Annotated in this window: 15 protein-coding genes; 11 read left to right on the top strand and 4 right to left on the bottom strand. The window is 71.6% G+C overall.

Going from position 1 to position 17,602, the window contains the following annotated elements:
* Positions 1-377: 377 nt before the first annotated feature.
* Positions 378-1,745, bottom strand: a complete 1,368-nt coding sequence (locus ACFYTT_RS27980) for a glycosyltransferase family 4 protein (protein ID WP_387263554.1) — start codon at positions 1,743-1,745, stop codon at positions 378-380.
* A 24-nt stretch (positions 1,746-1,769) separates the two neighbouring features.
* On the opposite strand from ACFYTT_RS27980, the gene ACFYTT_RS27975 reads away from it, so the two are divergent.
* The 9 genes from ACFYTT_RS27975 to ACFYTT_RS27935 all read left to right on the top strand — a co-directional run bounded on the left by ACFYTT_RS27975 (position 1,770) and on the right by ACFYTT_RS27935 (position 13,583).
* A complete protein-coding gene (locus tag ACFYTT_RS27975; RefSeq protein WP_131054756.1) occupies positions 1,770-2,630 on the top strand; it encodes an Fpg/Nei family DNA glycosylase in 861 nt (286 codons plus the stop codon).
* A 325-nt stretch (positions 2,631-2,955) separates the two neighbouring features.
* Positions 2,956-4,467 (top strand): sugar transferase, encoded by a 1,512-nt coding sequence (locus ACFYTT_RS27970; RefSeq protein WP_176096058.1) that lies wholly within the window; start codon positions 2,956-2,958, stop codon positions 4,465-4,467.
* A gap of 39 nt (positions 4,468-4,506) precedes the next feature.
* Positions 4,507-5,733, top strand: coding sequence for a sensor histidine kinase (locus tag ACFYTT_RS27965; RefSeq protein ID WP_387263552.1), 1,227 nt, complete (start codon positions 4,507-4,509; stop codon positions 5,731-5,733).
* On the top strand, positions 5,730-6,509 hold the full coding sequence (locus ACFYTT_RS27960) for a LytTR family DNA-binding domain-containing protein (RefSeq protein ID WP_131054758.1): 780 nt from the start codon (positions 5,730-5,732) through the stop codon (positions 6,507-6,509). Before ACFYTT_RS27965 ends, ACFYTT_RS27960 begins: the two co-directional genes overlap by 4 nt.
* A 139-nt stretch (positions 6,510-6,648) precedes the next feature.
* On the top strand, positions 6,649-8,727 hold the full coding sequence (locus tag ACFYTT_RS27955; RefSeq protein ID WP_176095561.1) for a carboxypeptidase-like regulatory domain-containing protein: 2,079 nt from the start codon (positions 6,649-6,651) through the stop codon (positions 8,725-8,727).
* A 217-nt stretch (positions 8,728-8,944) separates the two neighbouring features.
* The gene (locus ACFYTT_RS27950; protein WP_176096059.1) at positions 8,945-9,346 is read left to right on the top strand and encodes a hypothetical protein; all 402 of its coding nucleotides are present in this window, start codon (positions 8,945-8,947) and stop codon (positions 9,344-9,346) included.
* A complete protein-coding gene (locus ACFYTT_RS27945; protein WP_176095562.1) occupies positions 9,347-10,987 on the top strand; it encodes a cation acetate symporter in 1,641 nt (546 codons plus the stop codon). It abuts the gene before it with no gap.
* Positions 10,988-11,145: 158 nt separating this feature from the next.
* Entirely contained in the window at positions 11,146-11,910 is a 765-nt protein-coding gene (locus ACFYTT_RS27940; protein ID WP_131055826.1) for an ABC transporter ATP-binding protein, read from the top strand.
* Positions 11,895-13,583 carry an ABC transporter permease gene (locus tag ACFYTT_RS27935; RefSeq protein ID WP_387263547.1) on the top strand — a complete coding sequence of 563 codons (1,689 nt, stop codon included), beginning with the start codon at positions 11,895-11,897 and terminating at the stop codon, positions 13,581-13,583. Before ACFYTT_RS27940 ends, ACFYTT_RS27935 begins: the two co-directional genes overlap by 16 nt.
* Here the strand turns inward: ACFYTT_RS27935 and ACFYTT_RS27930 are convergent.
* The 3 genes from ACFYTT_RS27930 to ACFYTT_RS27920 all read right to left on the bottom strand — a co-directional run bounded on the left by ACFYTT_RS27930 (position 13,567) and on the right by ACFYTT_RS27920 (position 15,853).
* Positions 13,567-14,487: an endonuclease domain-containing protein gene (locus ACFYTT_RS27930; protein ID WP_387263545.1), complete on the bottom strand. Its 921-nt coding sequence runs from the start codon at positions 14,485-14,487 to the stop codon at positions 13,567-13,569. The genes ACFYTT_RS27935 and ACFYTT_RS27930 overlap by 17 nt on opposite strands.
* A gap of 377 nt (positions 14,488-14,864) precedes the next feature.
* A complete protein-coding gene (locus ACFYTT_RS27925) occupies positions 14,865-15,071 on the bottom strand; it encodes a DUF397 domain-containing protein (protein WP_357217629.1) in 207 nt (68 codons plus the stop codon).
* Positions 15,068-15,853, bottom strand: a complete 786-nt coding sequence (locus ACFYTT_RS27920) for a helix-turn-helix transcriptional regulator (RefSeq protein WP_131055742.1) — start codon at positions 15,851-15,853, stop codon at positions 15,068-15,070. Before ACFYTT_RS27920 ends, ACFYTT_RS27925 begins: the two co-directional genes overlap by 4 nt.
* Positions 15,854-16,283: 430 nt before the next feature.
* Here ACFYTT_RS27920 and ACFYTT_RS27915 point away from each other — a divergent pair, with 430 nt between their 5' ends.
* Entirely contained in the window at positions 16,284-17,051 is a 768-nt protein-coding gene (locus tag ACFYTT_RS27915; RefSeq protein WP_387263572.1) for a flavin reductase family protein, read from the top strand.
* A 194-nt stretch (positions 17,052-17,245) separates the two neighbouring features.
* On the top strand, positions 17,246-17,599 hold the full coding sequence (locus tag ACFYTT_RS27910; protein WP_387263541.1) for a DUF485 domain-containing protein: 354 nt from the start codon (positions 17,246-17,248) through the stop codon (positions 17,597-17,599).
* The last annotated feature ends 3 nt before the right edge of the window (positions 17,600-17,602 follow it).

Raw genomic sequence — 17,602 nt, 5'->3', positions numbered from 1 at the left:
ACGTCTTGTTCGCCATGCTCCGCGACAAGATCCCCTACCAACCCCGCCCAGTCACGCCGATCGCGGCTTGACCAAACCCATAGGGACACCCCCCCGACACTGTGCCTAGCGCCCCCCGCTCCCTGCGTGCCCTGCTCCCTGCGTGCCCCACTTCCCAAGATCGTGCTTGATCCAGGATCGAGTGGCATCGAAGCACCGCGGTAGCACTCCATCCACTCCCGCGCTAGGCAGGCTCGACTCGTCGATCATGGAGTTGTGGCGCTCACAAAAGGCGCAAGACTGGATGAGTCGGAAGCCACAACTCCATGATCGGCGCACGAGGCGCGGCGCATGCGTCGCGAGGCACGTGGGGTACGCGGGGACGGGGGTGTCGGGGGTCAGCGGAGGGACGCGTACACGTCGATGAGACGCTTGGTGACCACCTCGGGGTGGAAGGTGCGGTCGTAGCGGGCGCGGGCGGGCCCGGCCAGGGCGGCGGCTCCGGCGGCGGCCACCGGCAGTGCGGCTGCCAGCGCCGCCGGGTCCGGCGGCACGACCCATCCGGCCTCTCCGGCCCGGATCCCGGCCGGCAAGGCGCTCGCCCGACCGGCGGAGTCGACCTGACCGACGGATCCACCAGGCCCGACCGGGCCAACGGAACCCACGCCACCGGAGCTGACCGGGTCAGCAAGACCCACCGGGCCAGCGGGGCCGCCGGGGCTGGGCGGGGCGGCTGCCGAGGCTGCGACGGCCGGGCCGGTGCCGGCAGGTTCGCGAGGGGTGTCGGCGCCGACGAGGTACGGGATGCCGCCGAGCGCGGTGCCGAGCACCGGCCGCCCGCTGGCCAGCGCCTCGATGATCACGGTGGGGAGTACGTCGTGCCAGGTGGAGGTGGCGAGCACGACGGCGCTGGCGTTCAGCGCCTCGCGTACCCCGGCCCGGTCGAGCGGGCCGAGGAAGGTGACGTCGGCGCGTTCGGCCGCCGCCGCCTCGACCAGCGGACGCAGTTCGCCGTCACCGGCCACGCGCAGTGGGCCCAGTGCGCCGTCCGGGTGCCGGCGCCACGCCTCCAGCAGCAGGTCGAGCCCCTTCTCGGGGGAGAGCCGACCGAGGAAGAGGAAGCCCCGGCCCAGCGGCGCGGGGGTGCCCGGGTCCGGGATGGCGTTCGGCTTGACCACGATCCGCTCGTCCGGGATGCCGTAGTCACGCAAGTGGTCGGCGACCGCGCTGGTCAGCGCGATGAACCGGTCCACCGACTTCCAGGTGCCCCGGTGCACGGCCAGGGTGGTCGCCATCAGCGCGCTCTGTGCCCGCGACCCCCGGTAGCAGCGGTGTACCACCGCCGGTACGCCCAGCGTCCGGCCCCGGCAGTCCTGGCAGATCACCCCGTCGCGGAAGTACAGGCCGGAGGAGCAGACCTGGCGGTAGTTGTGCACCGTCTGCACCACCGGCACCCCGTGCCGGTGCGCGGTCCGCACCACCCAGGGCGAGAGCAGCGGGTACGGGTTGTGCAGGTGCAACACGTCCGGACGGTGCTCGGTGAGCAGCCGACTCAGCTCCTGTTGCGCCCGGGGGGCGTAGATCGGCGAGATCGGCAGCAGTGCCTTCGCCGTCTTCGGCATCGACGGGATCTCGTCGGAGCTGCGCAGGAACGGCAGCACCTCCACGCCGGCTGCGGCGAGCTGGGAGATCTCCACGTCGACGATGGTGTTCTCGCCGGACGGCTGGGCTTCCCGGTACCGGTTGTGCGCCACCACGATTCTCACGGCAAAGAAGGCTACCGTTGACCTGTGCCCGAACTACCGGAGGTAGAGGCGCTCGCAGGCTACCTGCGGCAGCGCGCGGTGGGCCGGCGTGTCGACCGGCTGGAGGTCGCCGCGATCAGCGCCCTGAAGACGTACGATCCGGCGCCGAGCGCGGTCGTCGGCCGGACGGTGACCGACGCCCGGCGACACGGCAAGTTCCTCGACGTCGTCTTCGACGGCGGCCTGCACCTGGTGGTCCACCTGGCCCGCGCGGGCTGGCTGCACTACCGGGAGGCGTTCGCCTCGACCGTCCCGCTTCGTCCCGGAAAGGGGCCGATCGCCCTCCGGGTACGCCTCGACGACGGTTCCGGCTTCGACCTGACCGAGGCCGGTACGCAGAAGAAGCTCGCCGCCTACCTGGTGACCGACCCGCAGACGGTGCCCGGGGTGGCCAAGCTCGGGCCGGACGCGATCGCCGCCGACCTGAGCGCCTTCGCCGAGGCGCTGCGCAGCCGCCGGGGCCAGGTCAAGGGGGTGCTCACCGACCAGTCCGTGCTGGCCGGGGTCGGTAACGCGTACTCGGACGAGATCCTGCACGCCGCGAAGCTGTCGCCGTTCGCGCTGACCGACCGGCTGAGTGACGACCAGATGGCGACGCTGCACGCGGCGACCCGGCGGGTGCTCGGCGACGCGGTGACCCGTTCGCTGGGGCAGCGCGCCGCGGAACTCAAGGGTGAGAAGCGGTCCGGGCTGAAGGTGCACGCCCGCACCGGGCTGCCCTGCCCGGTCTGCGGGGACACCGTCCGGGAGGTGTCGTTCGCCGATTCGAGCCTCCAGTACTGCCCCACCTGCCAGACCGGCGGCAAGCCGCTGGCTGACCGACGGCTGTCCAGACTTGTACGGTGAGTGACGTTGCTCATCGACTACGGAGCGGAATCGGACGTGGGTGTCGAACCGCCGCTCGCACGCTCTACCCGGGCCACAATCCATCGGTATAGTGGCCCGGTCCCCGGCTTCCGGACGGCGCGAAGTCGGCCAGATCCCAGGCGAACACGAGTCTGTCGCGCAATGTCCCCCGGGTCCGCGACGGGCGCGGATCCGCGTGGGAAGCTGGAACGGTGGGCGACGCGGGCCATCACGGCGAGTGAGCGGCACGTGTCATGCGGGAGGACATGGTGAGGTGACGACTAGCCTCCAGCGCCCGGTGACCAACGAAGGCCGGAGCAGATTCGTGCGGCACGTCGACAGCTTCGAGATCCAGCCGCCGACCCCACCCTCCACCAGCGGCGTACCGCGATCGGCGTGGGCGCGGGCGCGGCGACGCGTCTCCCGCTGGCACCGCCCGTACACGGCGATCCTGCTGCTGCTGGACTTCGCCGCCGTCGCCTTCTCCAGCTACACCGCGATCCACAGCTTCGACCAGGCCACCGCCGGTTTCTACGACGCGCAGAACGACCCGACCTGGTTCTTCACGGTGGCCTTCCTGCTGTTGCCGCTGGGCTGGCTGGTGGTTCTGTGGTTCAACGGCGCCTACGACCGGCGTTGTCTCGGGCTCGGGCCGGACGAGTTCAAGCGGGTGATCCGCGCCGGGGTCACGGCCTGCGCCACGGTGTCGTTCCTCGCCTTCGCCACCAAGACCGACCTGTCCCGGTTCACCGTCGGCACCGCCCTGCTGATGGCGCTGCTGCTGATCCTGCTGGGCCGGATCCTGGCCCGCTTCGTGCTGCACGTCATCCGGCGCAACATCCAGCAGGCGGCGCACCGGATGGTGCTGGTCGGCACGCTGCCGGACTGCCTGGAGGTCTACACCGCGGTCACCCGCAACCCGTCCGCCGGGCTGGTCCCGGTCGCCATCCACATCACCGACGGGTACGCGGCAGCCCGGGGCGTGCAGACCCCGGTCCCGGTGTACGCCGGACGCGACGTACTGGCGCTGGTCCGTGAGGTCGGCGGCGACACCATCGCGGTCTGCGGCTCGGCCAGCTCCGAGCCGGGCGAGTTGCGCCGGCTGGCCTGGCAGTTGGAGGGCTCCGGGGTCGACCTGGTGGTGGCCCCGCAGTTGACCGACATCGCCGGCCCCCGGGTGCACATCCGCCCGATCGAAGGTCTGCCGCTGCTGCACGTCGAGGAGCCGACCCTCTCCGGGCCCGCGCTGCTGGCCAAGAGCATGATGGACCGGGTCGGCGCCGGTCTCGGCCTGCTGATGCTGGTGCCGGTCTTCCTCGCCGTCGCCGTCGCGATCCGGATCTCCGACCCGGGTCCGGTCTTCTTCCGCCAGCCCCGGGTGGGGCACGAGGGACGGACGTTCCGGGTGTGGAAGTTCCGTACCATGTACGTCGACGCGGAGGACCGGCTCGCCAGCCTGACCGACCAGAACGAGACCGACGGCATGCTGTTCAAGATGAAGCAGGATCCCCGGGTCTTCCCGGTGGGCCGCTTCCTGCGTGCCTCGTCGCTGGACGAGCTGCCTCAGTTGATCAACGTACTCAAGGGTGAGATGTCGTTGGTCGGACCGCGCCCGCTGCCCGCCGACGACGGCGACTTCCTCGGTGACGTACGACGCCGACTGCTGGTCCGTCCCGGTATGACCGGCCTGTGGCAGGTCTCCGGCCGCTCGGACCTGTCCTGGGACGAGGCCGTCCGGCTGGACCTCTACTACGTCGACAACTGGTCGCTGGCGTACGACCTGAGCATCCTGTGGCGCACCGTGGGCGTCGTGCTGGCCCGTAAGGGCGCGTACTGACTCTTGGCCCGGCGGCCGGAAACGACCAGGATCGTCGGCGTGGGTGGCAACATCTCCGCCGTCGTCGGCGTCATCTCCCTGGTCGCCGTACTGGCCGGGGCCCTGTACGCCGTCGGTCGGCTGCGCGGTCGACGTGGCATCGCCACCCCCGGCCAGCGGGCCACCTACGAGGTGCTGCACACCGCCGGGTTGGCCGCCGAACCGCTGCGTGCCGGGCTGTACCCGGCCGGCGCGGCGAAGGCGGCCCGCCACCTGCGCACCCTGGTCGGGGCCGAGGGGCTGGCCTTGACCGACACCGACGACCTGCTCGCCCTGGACGGGCGGGGCGCCCACCACGGGGACCAACTACGCGCGGCGGCCCGGCGGGTGGTGGCCTCGGAGCGGTCGACGGTGCTCGGCGAGGCGGAGCTGTCCTGCGACCGCGTCGACTGTCCGGTCCGGGGTGCGGTGGTGGCTCCGCTGGCCGGCGCGGAGGGCCGGATAGCCGGTGCCCTGGTCGCCGTCACCGACGGCGTGCCCGCCCCCGGTCTGGTGCAGGCCACCCTGGAGACCGCCCACTGGGCGGGCAGCCAGCTCGCCCTCGCCGAGCTGGACTCGTCCCGGGAGCGGCTGGCCCGCGCCGAGGTACGGGCGCTGCGGGCGCAGATCAGCCCGCACTTCATCTACAACGCGCTGACCGCGATCGGCTCGTTCGTCCGGACCGACCCGGAGCGGGCCCGGGAGCTGATCCTGGAGTTCGCCGAGTTCACCAGGTACTCCTTCCGGGCGCACGGGGAGTTCACCACGTTGGCCGAGGAGCTGCGGTCGATCGATCGCTACCTCACCATCGAACGGGCCAGGTTCGGCGACCGGCTCCAGGTCCGGCTCCAGATCGCCCCCGAGGTGCTGCCGGTGACCCTGCCGTTCCTGTGCCTGCAACCACTGGTGGAGAACGCGGTCCGGCACGGCTTGTCGCGTAAGCCCGGCACGGGCATGGTGAGCATCGAGGCCCGGGACGCGGGAGCCGAGTGCCACATCACGGTGGAGGACGACGGAGTGGGGATGGATCCGGCCACGTTGACCGCCGGGATCGCCGAGCTGGCCGGTGCCACCGGCGACCCCGGCGACGACCCGGGCCAGCACGTCGGCCTCTCGAACGTCGACGAGCGACTCCGGTCGGTCTTCGGTGACGGCTTCGGCCTCGTCGTGGAGACGGGGCTGGGCTCGGGAACGAAGGTGAGCATGCGGGTGCCCAAGTTCCATCCCGGCGTACGGGCCGGCTCGTGACCGGCAACGGCGGCCCGGCCGCTCCCGGCTTCCTGCGCGTCCTCGCGGTGGACGACGAACCGCCCGCGCTAGACGAGCTGGCGTACCACCTGCGCGCCGACCCCCGGGTGGCCCGGCTGCACACGGCCGGCGACGCCACCGAGGCGCTGCGGGTGCTCCGCGACGGCGACATCGACGTGGTCTTCCTGGACATCCGGATGCCCGGCCTGGACGGCATGGAGCTGGCCCGGGTGCTGCGCCGGTTCGCCCGGCCACCGGCGATCGTCTTCGTCACCGCCTACGACGACGGCGCGGCCGACGCCTTCGACCTCGGCGCCACCGACTACGTCCGCAAGCCCGTCCGGTCCGAACGGCTCTCCGAGGCGCTGCGTCGGGTGGTCGGCTCCCGGGTGGTGCCCTCCCACCCGGCCGCGCTGGCCCGCGCCGAGGAGGACCCGACCATCCCGGTCGAGTTGGCCGGCACCACCCGGATGCTGCCCCGTTCGGCGGTGCGGTGGGTGGAGGCACAGGGTGACTACGCCCGGCTGCACACCGTCGACGGCGCCCACCTGGTCCGGGTGTCGCTGGCCACGCTCGCCGAGCGCTGGGCCGACGCCGGTTTCGTCCGGATCCACCGGTCGTACCTGGTGCAACTCCGGCTGATCGCCGAACTCCGGCTGGTCAACTCCGGGTACGTGGTGGTGGTCGACGGCACGGAGCTGTCGGTGAGCCGGCGACACATCCGGGAGTTGAAGGACAAGCTGGTCCGCGCCGCGAAGCAGGAGTGGAGCCGCTGAACGTGCGGCGGTCCGTTTATCGGTCCACGCGAGAATCGTCGCTGCTCTATCCTCCTGCTGCCGGTCCGGTACGGGGCGCGGGACCGGCGCGGGCGCAGTGCCTGCACGGGCCGCCCCGCACCCTCACGTTTGGACGCAGATGCAGCTAACCCTCATTCGCCGTGCCGTACTGGCCGGCATCGCCGTGGTGGCCGTCGTGGCACCCGGTGCCACCCCCGCGTGGGCGGCCGACACCGGCACGATCAGCGGTCGACTCACGACCAGTGCCGGCGCCGCCGCACCGGACGTTCCGGTGGTGGTCTACCGGACCGGCGGGTTCACCACCATCGCCGAAACCCGGACCGACGCCGACGGCACCTACACTCTCGCCTCGCTGCGGCCCGGCTCCTACACCGTCGGTTACCTTCCCCCCAACCGGCCGGAGCAGTACCACCGACAGAAGTTCCGGTCCTGGGAGGCGGATCCGGTCGTGGTGACCGCAGACGCCACCACCACCGTCGACGAGCAGTTGGTGGCCACCGGCACGGTCACCGGCCGCATCGTGGACGCCGCTGGTGAGCCTCGGTCCGGGCTACGGGTCGAGGCCCGCCCGATCGGCTCCCCCAACTGGGCCAACACGGTCACCGACTCCGACGGTCGGTACGCGATGGCCGTGCTCGCCGGCGACTACCGGGTGAGTTTCCAGCCGATCGAGGGTTCCAGGCAGGCCCAGTACGTACCGGGCAAGCTCGGCCTGCGCAGCGCGGGTGTCTTCGCGGTCACCGCCGACGCGGTGGTCGTGGCCGACGACACGGTGCTGCCGGTGGGCAACCTGTCGGGCCGGTTCACCACCGCCGCCGGGGCACCGTTGACGGAGGCTCAGGTCGACCTCTACACGCCGGACGGAGAGAACGCCGGCTGGACCGACACGGACGCCGACGGGGCCTTCGACCTGGAGGTGCTCGCCGGCGCCTACCGGGTCGGGGTGTTCAAGGACGACCGCCAGCAGTACTACCGCGGGAAGCTCGTCCCCGAGCAGGCCGACCTGGTCACCGTGCGGGGCGGGGAGCGGACCAGCATCACCGACGCCCTGCTCGGCACCGGGACCCTGCGGGTCCGGGCGGTCGACTCGGTGACCGGTGCGCCGATCGCCCGCTTCTGCGCGATGGATGCGTGCAGCAACGGCACCGGTTCGGTGATCATCCCCGACATCCCCGAGGGGCGGCACGACGTCTACCTCTACACGCCGGACGGCCGGTACCTCCCACGCAACCGCAGCGGTGTGCTGATCCGCGCCGACCAGACCACCGAGGTGACCGTCGCGCTGAGTCCGGGCGCGACGATCAGCACCACGGTGGTCGACCGGCAGACCGGAGCACCCCTTGCCGGCGTCTGTCTGGAGGCGTTCGCGAACAAGCGGGCGCTGCTGCTGGACAGCTACCCGAAGTGCAGCGACCACGACGGTCGGGTGGACATCGGACCGCTGCGGGCTGGCGAGCACAAGCTCTTCGCCGTGCCGCAGAACCAGACGTACGGCCGGCAGTGGGTCGGGCCGGACGGCGGCACCGGCGACGAGCGGGAGGCCGCCACGGTCACCACCAACCTGGGCCAGGTGTCCACCGGCCCGGTGGTCCGACTCGACCGTGCGGGCCGGGTGAGTGGTCGGGTGACGGACGTGCAGACCGGCGCGGGTCTGGCGGACGTCCACGTATCGGTACTCACCGGCCACCCCGGCGTCGGCGCGGAGGACGTCCGCACCGACGATCAGGGCGGCTACACGCTGACCCGACTCGGCCCGTACGCGTGGCCCGTGGTGTTCGGCGGGGATTCGCACGCCGCCGTCTGGTCCGGTGGCGCGTCCAGCCGCTTCAAGGCCACTCCGGTGCTGGTCACCGCTGACGCCACGGCGACCCTGGACGCGACGCTCAGCCCCGGCACGCAGTTCACCGGCACGATCAAGGACGGCACGGGTAGGCCGTTCCAGTCCGGCTTGGTGATGGCGCACAGCGTCGACACCGGCGACATCGCGGGCAGCGGCTTGGTCTCCGGCGGGCAGTTCGACCTCCGACTGACCGGACGCCAGCGGGTCTTCCTCAGCTACGAGGTCTCGCTGGACGGGGTGGACATGCACTCGGGCCGGTACCGGGTCGCCGACTCCGACGGCGTCGTTCGGCTGGTCCGTTTCACGGTGCCCGCGACCGGGTCGACGAGCGTCGACGTGGTCATCCCGACGAGCTGAACCTGAGGTGGCGGGCGGACGGCGACGCACGACGCCGTCCCCCGTCCACCGGGTTATCCACAGGCTGCACGGGTTGTCCACAGGTTGTGCACAGCCCTCTTGACATTCCCGTCCGGCGGACGAGACTGCCGGGGTGGCCGCTGCCGACGATCCCGTCCCGGCGCCCGGGGCGGCGGCAGGGCCCGGGGCGCAGCCCCGCCACGCCGACCCCGGACCGGTGCCGCCGCAGGGCGGGCGGCCGACACCCGAGGCGCCCACCCGCACCCGGGTGGTGTTGGCCGAGGTGTCGCAGCGGCAGCGCCCCGCCGCCGGTACGCACACCGAGCTCACCCAGCAGACCCGGGTCGGTGAGGCCCTCGTCCGTGGACTGGTCCGCGCCCAGTTGGCGCTGGCGTTGCAACTGTCGGCGGTGGTGCTGGTCGGGCTGGGCGGCCTGCCCCTGTTGTTCGCCATCGCGCCGTCGGTCGGGCGGATGACCGTGCTCGGCGTCAACCTGCCGTGGCTGGTGCTCGGCGCGCTCTCCTTCCCGTTCCTGGTCGCGGTCGGCTGGACGTACGTGCGGCTGGCCGAACGCAACGAGCAGGACTTCACCGACCTGGTCCAGCGGCCGGAGCGCTGAGTGGGCAACGACCTCGTCGTACCCGCGATCGTGGCGGTCACCCTGATCACGCTGGGGATCGGGTTCTACGGGCTGCGGCTGGCCCGCACCACCTCCGACTTCCTGGTCGCCTCACGGGTGGTCAGCCCGACCTGGAACGCCGCCGCGATCGGCGGGGAGTACCTCTCGGCGGCGAGCTTCCTCGGCGTGGCCGGGCTGGTCCTCAAGTACGGCGTCGACGTGCTCTGGTATCCGGTCGGCTTCGCCGCCGGCTACCTGGCCCTGCTGCTCTTCGTGGCGGCACCGTTGCGCCGCTCCGGGGCGTTCACCCTGCCCGACTTCTGCGAGATGCGGCTCGGTTCCCGCCGGTTGCGGACGCTCGCCACCATCTTCGTGATCTTCATCGGGTGGCTCTACCTGGTCCCGCAGTTGCAGGGCGCCGGGCTGACGCTGGCCACGCTGGCCGGTTCGCCGTACCCGGTGGGTGCCCTGGTGGTGGCCGCGGTGGTGACCGCCAACGTGGCGCTCGGCGGGATGCGCGCGGTCACCTTCGTTCAGGCGTTCCAGTACTGGCTCAAGCTGACCGCGCTCGCCGTACCCGCCATCTTCCTCGCCCTCCAGTGGCAGTCCGACGGACGTCCCCCGGTGACGCCGCCCGACGGGCCGACGTTCCGGACCGCGACCACCGTCGTGGTCGAGCACCGCGCGGTGCTCACGCTGCCCGACGGTGAGACCCGGGAGGTACGCCCCGGCGACGAGTTGACCTTCGCAGCGGGTGAGCCGGTGCCGGAAGTCTCCGGAGTGGCGACCGGATCGGCCGAATGGCTGCTGCCCAGCACCGCGGCCGACGACGACCGGGGGCTGTTCGCCACGTACTCGCTGATCCTGGCGACCTTCCTGGGCACCATGGGGTTACCGCACGTCCTCGTCCGCTTCTACACCAACCCGGACGGGGCCGCCGCCCGCCGGACCACGCTGGTGGTGCTGGCGCTGGTCGGGGTCTTCTACCTGCTACCCACGATCTACGGTGTGTTGGGTCGGATCTACACCCCGCAACTGCTGGTCAGCGGGCAGACCGACGCGGTGGTGGTGCTGCTGCCCGAAGCGGCGCTCGGCGCCGGGACCACCGGCCGGCTGATGGCCGCCCTGGTCGCCGCCGGTGCGTTCGCGGCCTTCCTCTCCACCTCGTCCGGCCTGCTCACCAGCGTCGCCGGAGTGATCTCCACGGACGTGCTCGGCCGTGGCTCGGTACGCGGCTTCCGGCTGGCCACGGTAATCGCGGGCGGGATCCCGACGGTGCTCGCGTTGAACGTCTCCGGGCTGGACGTCTCGCAGGTGGTCGGGCTGGCGTTCGCCGTCGCCGCGTCCAGCTTCTGCCCACTGCTGGTACTCGGCATCTGGTGGCGCGGGCTCACCGACGCGGGCGCGGCGGCCGGCATCCTGGTCGGCGGCGGCGCGGCGATCACGGCGGTGCTGGTCACCGTGCTCGGCCCGCCGCTGTCCGGCTGGCCCGCCACCCTGACCGCCCAGCCCGCCGCCTGGACGGTGCCGCTGGCCTTCACCGTGATGGTCGCCGTCTCGCTCGCCACCCGCCGCCGCGCCCCGACCGACATCGCCCGCACCATGCTGCGCCTGCACGCCCCCGACGCCCTCCGGCGGTAAGGAAGGGCCCCCTGCTAACGCCTGCGGTATAGAAGGGGTCCCCTGCTAACGTCCGTCGGCGTGCAGGGGCGGCTGGCGCGACGTCCGACTCGGGGATGAGCCGCGAATCGTCCTCCGGAGGGTCGGTGCACTGGTCAGGACCGGATACGGTCGGGATCATGACTGGTGAGCACCCGGCGCTGGCGCTGCGCGGCCTGGCGAAGAGGTTCGACAGCAAGGTCGCGGTGGCCGGCGTGGATCTGGACGTACCCGCCGGCTCGTTCTACGGCCTGCTCGGCCCGAACGGCGCGGGCAAGACCACTACGCTGTCGATGGCGGTCGGGCTGCTGCGGCCCGACGCGGGTGGCGCCCAGGTCCTCGGGCACGACGTGTGGGCCGACCCGGTCACCGCGAAACGGCTGCTCGGCGTGATGCCGGACGGCGTACGCCTCTTCGACCGCCTCAGTGGGTCCGAGCTGTTGGCGTACCACGGCCTGCTGCGCGGCATGGACCCGGCGGTGGTCGACCAGCGTGCCGGGGAACTACTCGACGTGCTCGCCCTCGCCGACGCCGGCCGCACCCTGGTGGTGGACTACTCGGCGGGTATGAAGAAGAAGATCGGCCTGGCCTGCGCGCTGCTGCACGGGCCGCGACTGCTGGTGCTGGACGAGCCGTTCGAGGCGGTCGATCCGGTCTCGGCCGCGTTGATCCGCGACATCCTCCAGCGGTACGTCACCGGCGGCGGCACGGTGGTCTTCTCCAGTCACGTGATGGAGGTCGTGCAGCGGCTCTGCACGCATGTGGCGATCCTCGCCGAGGGCACCATCAAGCGGGTCGGCACGCTGGAGCAGGTACGCGGCGAGCGCTCGCTGGAGGAGGTCTTCGTCGAGGTGGTCGGCGGGCGTACCGCAACCGGTGAGGAGCTGGCGTGGCTGTCTCAGTGACCACCCCGGCGAAGCCGGTACGGGCCGTCTCGGCCCGGCACTTCGTCCGGCTCAAGCTGCGGGTGATGGCCAACAACTTCCGTGGTCAGGGCTGGCGGGTCGCACTGTTCCTGATCGGGTCGCTGTTCGGGCTCTGGATCGCGGTGGGCGCCTTCTTCGGCCTGGCCGCCCCCGGGCTGGCGGGCAACGACACGTACGCGCTGCTGATCGCCGCGCTCGCCGGCAGCCTCACCGTGCTCGGCTGGATGCTGCTGCCGCTGGTCTTCTTCGGCGTCGACGAGACGCTCGACCCGGCCCGCTTCGCGCTGCTGCCGTTACCCCGCCGCACCCTGGTCAAGGGGCTGTTCGCGGCGGCGCTGGTGAGCGTACCGGCGATCGCCGCCCTGGTGGCGTTCTCCGGCCTGGTGGTCACCGCCGGTGTCTTCGGCGGCTGGTCCGCCGCCGTGGTGGCCGCGCTCGGCGTCGTCCTGGGGCTGCTCGTCTGCGTCGCCGGTGCACGGGCGGTGACCAGCGCGTTCGCCACCATGCTCCGCTCCCGGCGGGTCCGTGACCTGGCCGCCGTCCTGCTGGCGGTGCTGGCCGCGATGCTGGGGCCGCTGCAGATCGCGGGCATGGCCGCACTCGGCGAGGTCAACTGGGACCGGTTCGTCCCGGTGGCGACCGTGCTGGGCTGGACCCCGCTGGGCGCACCCTTCACGGCCGGCATCGACCTGGCCCAGGGCCGGGTCTGGGCCGCCCCGCTGAAGCTGGCGATCGCCGTGCTCACCATCCTCGCGCTGTTGGCGTGGTGGTCGCGGTCGCTGGAGTCGGCGATGGTGGGTGCGGCGAGCACCGGGTCGACCCGTGTTCAGGCCGGACCCACCGGTGGCGCGGTCGCCCAACTGTTTCCCCGTGCGGCCGGCTGGCTGCGCCGGGACCAGTTCGGCGCGCTGGTCGCCCGGGAGGCCAGGTACTGGTGGCGGGACGCCCGGAGGCGGGCCAACCTGATCACCGTCGCGGTGGTCGGTCTCTTCGTGCCGGTCATGGTCAACTTCGGCGCGCAGGGCTTCGCCTTCGACAGTGATCAGGGCTTCAGCGTCGGCGACTCGTCACCGGTGCTGGTCAGCGTCTCCATGCTCTTCGTCGGGCTGCTCGCCGCCGTCACCCTGGCCAACCAGTTCGGCTTCGACGGCAGCGCGTACGCCGCGAACGTGGTGGCCGGCGTACCCGGTCGACAGGAACTGCTCGCCCGGATGGCCGCCTTCTCGCTCTACGTCCTGCCGATGCTGGCCGTGGTCGCGGTGGTGATCGCGCTGGTCCTCGGCGAGCCGGCGTGGATCGGGTTCATGGGCGGCGCACTGGTCGCGACGTACGGTGTCGGGCTGGCGGTCAACTCGTTCATCTCGGTGCTCGGCGCGTACTCGCTGCCGGAGACGAGCAACCCGTTCGCCATGAACAGTGGTGCCGGCGTGGCCAAGAGTCTGCTGACGCTGCTGTCGATGGTCGTCACCGCCGTGCTCGGCATACCGATGGTGGTGGCCGCCGCGCTGCTCGGCGACACCTGGCTCTGGCTCGGTCTGCCGCTCGGCGCGGTGTACGGCGTCGGTGCGGCACTGCTCGGCGCGTACCTGGCCGGCGACACGCTGGACCGCCGCCAGCCCGAACTGTTGGCCACGGTCACCCCGCGCCGCTGAACGACGGCGGGACGGCACCCCGGGCGCGAAGCGCAGCCTGGACCTCGGCGACGAAGCCCTCGAAATCCGCACGGAGGCGCTTCGCGGTGAGGTGCAGGATGATCCAGCCCCCGGTGACCAGCCGGTTGAGCCGCCTGCGGTCCGAGTGGAACCGCTCCGGCTCGGCGTGCCAGAGACCGTCGTACTCCACCGCGACCCGATAGTCCGGCCAGGCGAGATCGAGACGAGCGACGAAACGGCCCCGATCCGACACGACCCATTGGGTACGGGGCCGGGGCACCCCGGCCAGCACCAGCCGTACCCGGGTCCGGGATTCCTGGGGCGACTCGGCACCGGCGTCAGCGAGATCGACTGCTCGGAGCATCGCCCGCCAGCCACGACGCCCCGCCCGCGCGAGGGCGTACCCGCGAAGCGTGGACGCGTCAGTGAGTCGGCGCGCCAACAACGCGTCGGTGACCACCACCGCCTCCACCAGGTCGAGCCAGAGTGCCAGGTCCCAGCAGGTACGTTCGGGGGACGTGACCGGCGTCCCCCCGCGATCGAGGATGTCACCCGGGTCGATGGGCCCGCGACGGATGCGCAGACCAGCGATGGCACCGACGCGTACGCCGCGCGGCACGACGACGTCCACCGGCTCGTCGGCGGCGACCTCGGCGCATCCGTAGAGTGCCGCAGCGGATCGGCCGGCGATCGCCCCGGCCGACGGGATCAGCCACCGACCGACAGCGGTGCACCTGATCCGGTGGGTCACCGGCAGTTGGGCGTCCGCGTACACGTCTCGGAACAGTGAGCGCCAGGCGGAACTGCGGAGGTCGTTGCGGGTGAGCAGGCCACTGGTGACCGCGTGAGACCCACGGAAGATGCGCCCCCGCAACTGCGGAGGCCGACGAGGCGATCTGGACATGCCACCGACGATGGCAGTCACCACACCATGCGCGCCGCCCCTGTGGATAACGCGGCTTCCTGCGCCCGTGCCGCCGCCTTTCGGCGGCCCCACACGCCCACAGGCGCCCCCGCACGACGACGGGCGGCGCGCACTCACGGGCGGCGCGCACTCACGGGCGGCGCGCATGATCACGCTCGATGCAGGATCGAGTGGTTAACGAGCGACGACGAGACCACTCAATCCTGGATCGAGCGTGATCTTCGGAGAGGGTCGCACGCCATGCGCGACCGGTGCGGTGCGGCGTCACAGAGCCTGCCTGCCCACCAGTACGACCGCCTGACCGGGAAAGCCGTTGGCACCGTCCGGGGTGCGTCGCGTGCCCCGGCAGGGGTCGGTCAGTGGGCGGCGGGGGTCGATGCCTCGCGGGCGAGGTCGAGGAAGGACCGCCAGGCGGTCGGCGCGAAGGTGAGCGACGGGCCGGAACGATCCTTGCTGTCCCGCACCAGCACCAGCCCAGGCAGGTTGTCCGCCACCTCGACACAGTTTCCGCCGGTGTCACCGGACCGGGTCGACGTGCGCCAGCGGGGTTCGGCAGCGGTCATGGCGTCACCTTGAGCTTTCGGATCAGATCCAGCGAGGCGCTCGTGGACAGTGCTTCGCCGAGCAGGCTATCCCACTTCCGGTCGATCAGGCGGACCGTCTCGGGGTCGTTGACCACGTGCCCGCGAGCGGCGTTTTCCAGGTAGATCGCCTGCTCGCCGTCCGGCAGCTCGGCCAGCACGAAGCCGCCGATCAGGCCGACATGCTCGCCGACACTCACCGGTACGACATGCAACCGAACTTGCGGTAGCTCGACAATCTCCAGCAGTCGACCAAGCTGTGCGTCGAGCACTGCCGGACCGCCGACGGGCCGCCGCACCACATTCTCGTCGAGCAGGAAGACGCACTGCGGTGGATCATCACGGCGCAACAGCTCTTGGCGCTCCATTCGGACGGCCACCAGTTCGTCCACCATTGCCGGTGGTTGGAGTCCACCGGCCGAGATGACGGCTCGGGCGTACTCCTCGGTCTGGAGCAGGCCCGGCACCAGACAGGGCTCGAAGGCGCGCAGCCTGGTCGCCTCCTGCTCGTAGCCGCGCCACGCCGCGAACCAGGAGGGACCGCGTTCCCGGTCGGCCTCCTTGAGTAGTTCGGCGAGCAGGCCACCGGTCTGCAGCGCCTCGTCGGCGGCCACGGCGAACTCCATCGTCGGTCGGCGGCGGCCCGTCTCGATGGCGGCGATCAGCGACGGACTCCACTTGATCAGGGTGGCGAGTCCCTCCTGGGAGACGCTGACAGCGGCACGGGCGGCCTTCAACGCCCTGATCCACATCTCGAAGTTCATCACTCACCCATCCGGTAAGTACGCGAACGCGCCGAGTAGTAACCGCTGGCATCCTCCCCTGCGGCGAGTGCGGAGTCCAGGGTGGAAACGCGCGGCCCGGCCAGTGGAGGCGACGACCCGGTGGCTGGTCCTGCGTCGGGTCGCCCCGGCCTTTCCCCCGGCCGGGGCGACCCCCACAGTTCAGAGGAGGCCATCCCATGTCCACCGCGCTCCCCGGGTGTCGAGATGCCGCACTGCGGTCGTACCGCCGCTCGTCGCCATCGACGGCGGACCCGGACGCCATGCCCCGACCCGGCCGACTGGCGCACCCTCGCGCAGAGTCGGCGGTCGGACGGAGACCGCTGGTGATCCGGGCATCTGCCGCGCCGGAAGGATCAACCCGGCACGGACGGTCGGATCGACCGTGAGCCGCGTCGTCCCGCACGTGCCGATGCGACCGCTCTGGCGGTGTCGATCCTGTGGAGCGCACTGGCCCTGTCAGCCCGCCCGCCTGTCGCTGCTGGTCGAGTACCGCGAGGACCGGACCGCACTCCTGGTGTATCTCGGGCTCCTGATGACGGAGGCCCACGCCCAGCTCAGCCAACTCGACGGGCGACTCGACCCGGCCAGCCTGCACGAACGGTTCCTGACCTGGGCACGGGCCCGCGAACCCGCTGGGCGGGTCACAATGTTTCACGTGAATCATCAGCCGGGTGCCCAGATCCACCACACCGACCCGTTCGCCGTGCCGGCGGGCGACCGTTCGCCGGCACGGCGGCTGCGAGGTCGGCTCGCCGCGCCGGTGACGCTCTGGACGGCACCCGGACCGGCCGGGCTGACGGTCTCCTCCACACTGGTGGCCGAGGGTGAGCCGGACCGCTTGCTCGGCCTGATCGACGCCGAGTCCGACCTGTGGGCGGCGGTGGAGGAGGCCGGGCGATTCGCGGTCGCGCCGCTCGGCCCGCCGCACCGGCAGCTCGCCGACCGGTTCGCCGGGCTGTTCCCGTCGCCTGGTGGCCTCTTCGCCACCGGCACCTGGACCGAGACGCCCTACGGCCCGGTGCCCGCCGACGCCGGCGGGTGGGCGGGGTGCCGGCTCGACAGCGCCCGGGAGTACGGCTGGAGCCTGCTCGTCGAGGCGACCGTCGAGCAGGTGGAGCTCGGCGACGACATCGCGCCGTTGCTGCATCATCGGGGTCGCTACCGCGAACTGGGCTGACCGCGGGGCCGGCAGCGGACGAACCTGGACGGATCTCACCTACCGCTCAACGGAGTGAGCCGAGTCACTCGGCGCAGCCATCCTGCCACTCGGCGCAACCGTCGACCGACACCGATATCAGCCTTCTCCGGCGGGGAGTCCGCTTCTTACCGTGCGCGAGACTCCTGACGTCTGTGAAGGTGGTGATCCACACAATGTCCACGGACACACCCGCGACCGTGCCGACCGATTCGACGCCCGAGCGGTACCTCGCGGTCCAACGGTCGGACGAGTTCGCCGGGCTGCGCCGCGCGCTGCGCGGATTCGTCTTCCCGATGACCATCGCGTTCTTCCTGTGGTACGCGCTCTACGTGATCCTCTCGGCGTACGCCCGAGACTTCATGGGCACGCGACTGTTCGGCAGCAACATCAACGTGGCGCTGGTCTTCGGCCTGCTCCAGTTCGTCACCACCTTCCTCATCGCCTGGCTCTACAGCCGGTACGCCGACCGGAAGATCGATCCGGTGGCCGACAGGATCCGTGACGAGTTGACCGGCGGTGAGTCGTGACCA

Source organism: Micromonospora sp. NPDC003816, from assembly GCF_042874705.1.
GTDB lineage: Bacteria > Actinomycetota > Actinomycetes > Mycobacteriales > Micromonosporaceae > Micromonospora.
This window is presented reverse-complemented; position numbering and strand designations above follow the sequence as displayed.

What these genes read in the sequence shown, in the direction of transcription:
- ACFYTT_RS27955 (WP_176095561.1), top strand. Translation starts at nt 6,649, where the DNA reads ATGCAGCTAACCCTCATTCGCCGTGCCGTACTGGCCGGCATCGCCGTG.
- ACFYTT_RS27940 (WP_131055826.1), top strand. Translation starts at nt 11,146, where the DNA reads ATGACTGGTGAGCACCCGGCGCTGGCGCTGCGCGGCCTGGCGAAGAGG.
- ACFYTT_RS27930 (WP_387263545.1), bottom strand. Translation starts at nt 14,487, where the DNA reads ATGTCCAGATCGCCTCGTCGGCCTCCGCAGTTGCGGGGGCGCATCTTC.
- ACFYTT_RS27925 (WP_357217629.1), bottom strand. Translation starts at nt 15,071, where the DNA reads ATGACCGCTGCCGAACCCCGCTGGCGCACGTCGACCCGGTCCGGTGAC.
- ACFYTT_RS27920 (WP_131055742.1), bottom strand. Translation starts at nt 15,853, where the DNA reads ATGAACTTCGAGATGTGGATCAGGGCGTTGAAGGCCGCCCGTGCCGCT.
- ACFYTT_RS27915 (WP_387263572.1), top strand. Translation starts at nt 16,284, where the DNA reads ATGCGACCGCTCTGGCGGTGTCGATCCTGTGGAGCGCACTGGCCCTGT.
- ACFYTT_RS27910 (WP_387263541.1), top strand. Translation starts at nt 17,246, where the DNA reads ATGTCCACGGACACACCCGCGACCGTGCCGACCGATTCGACGCCCGAG.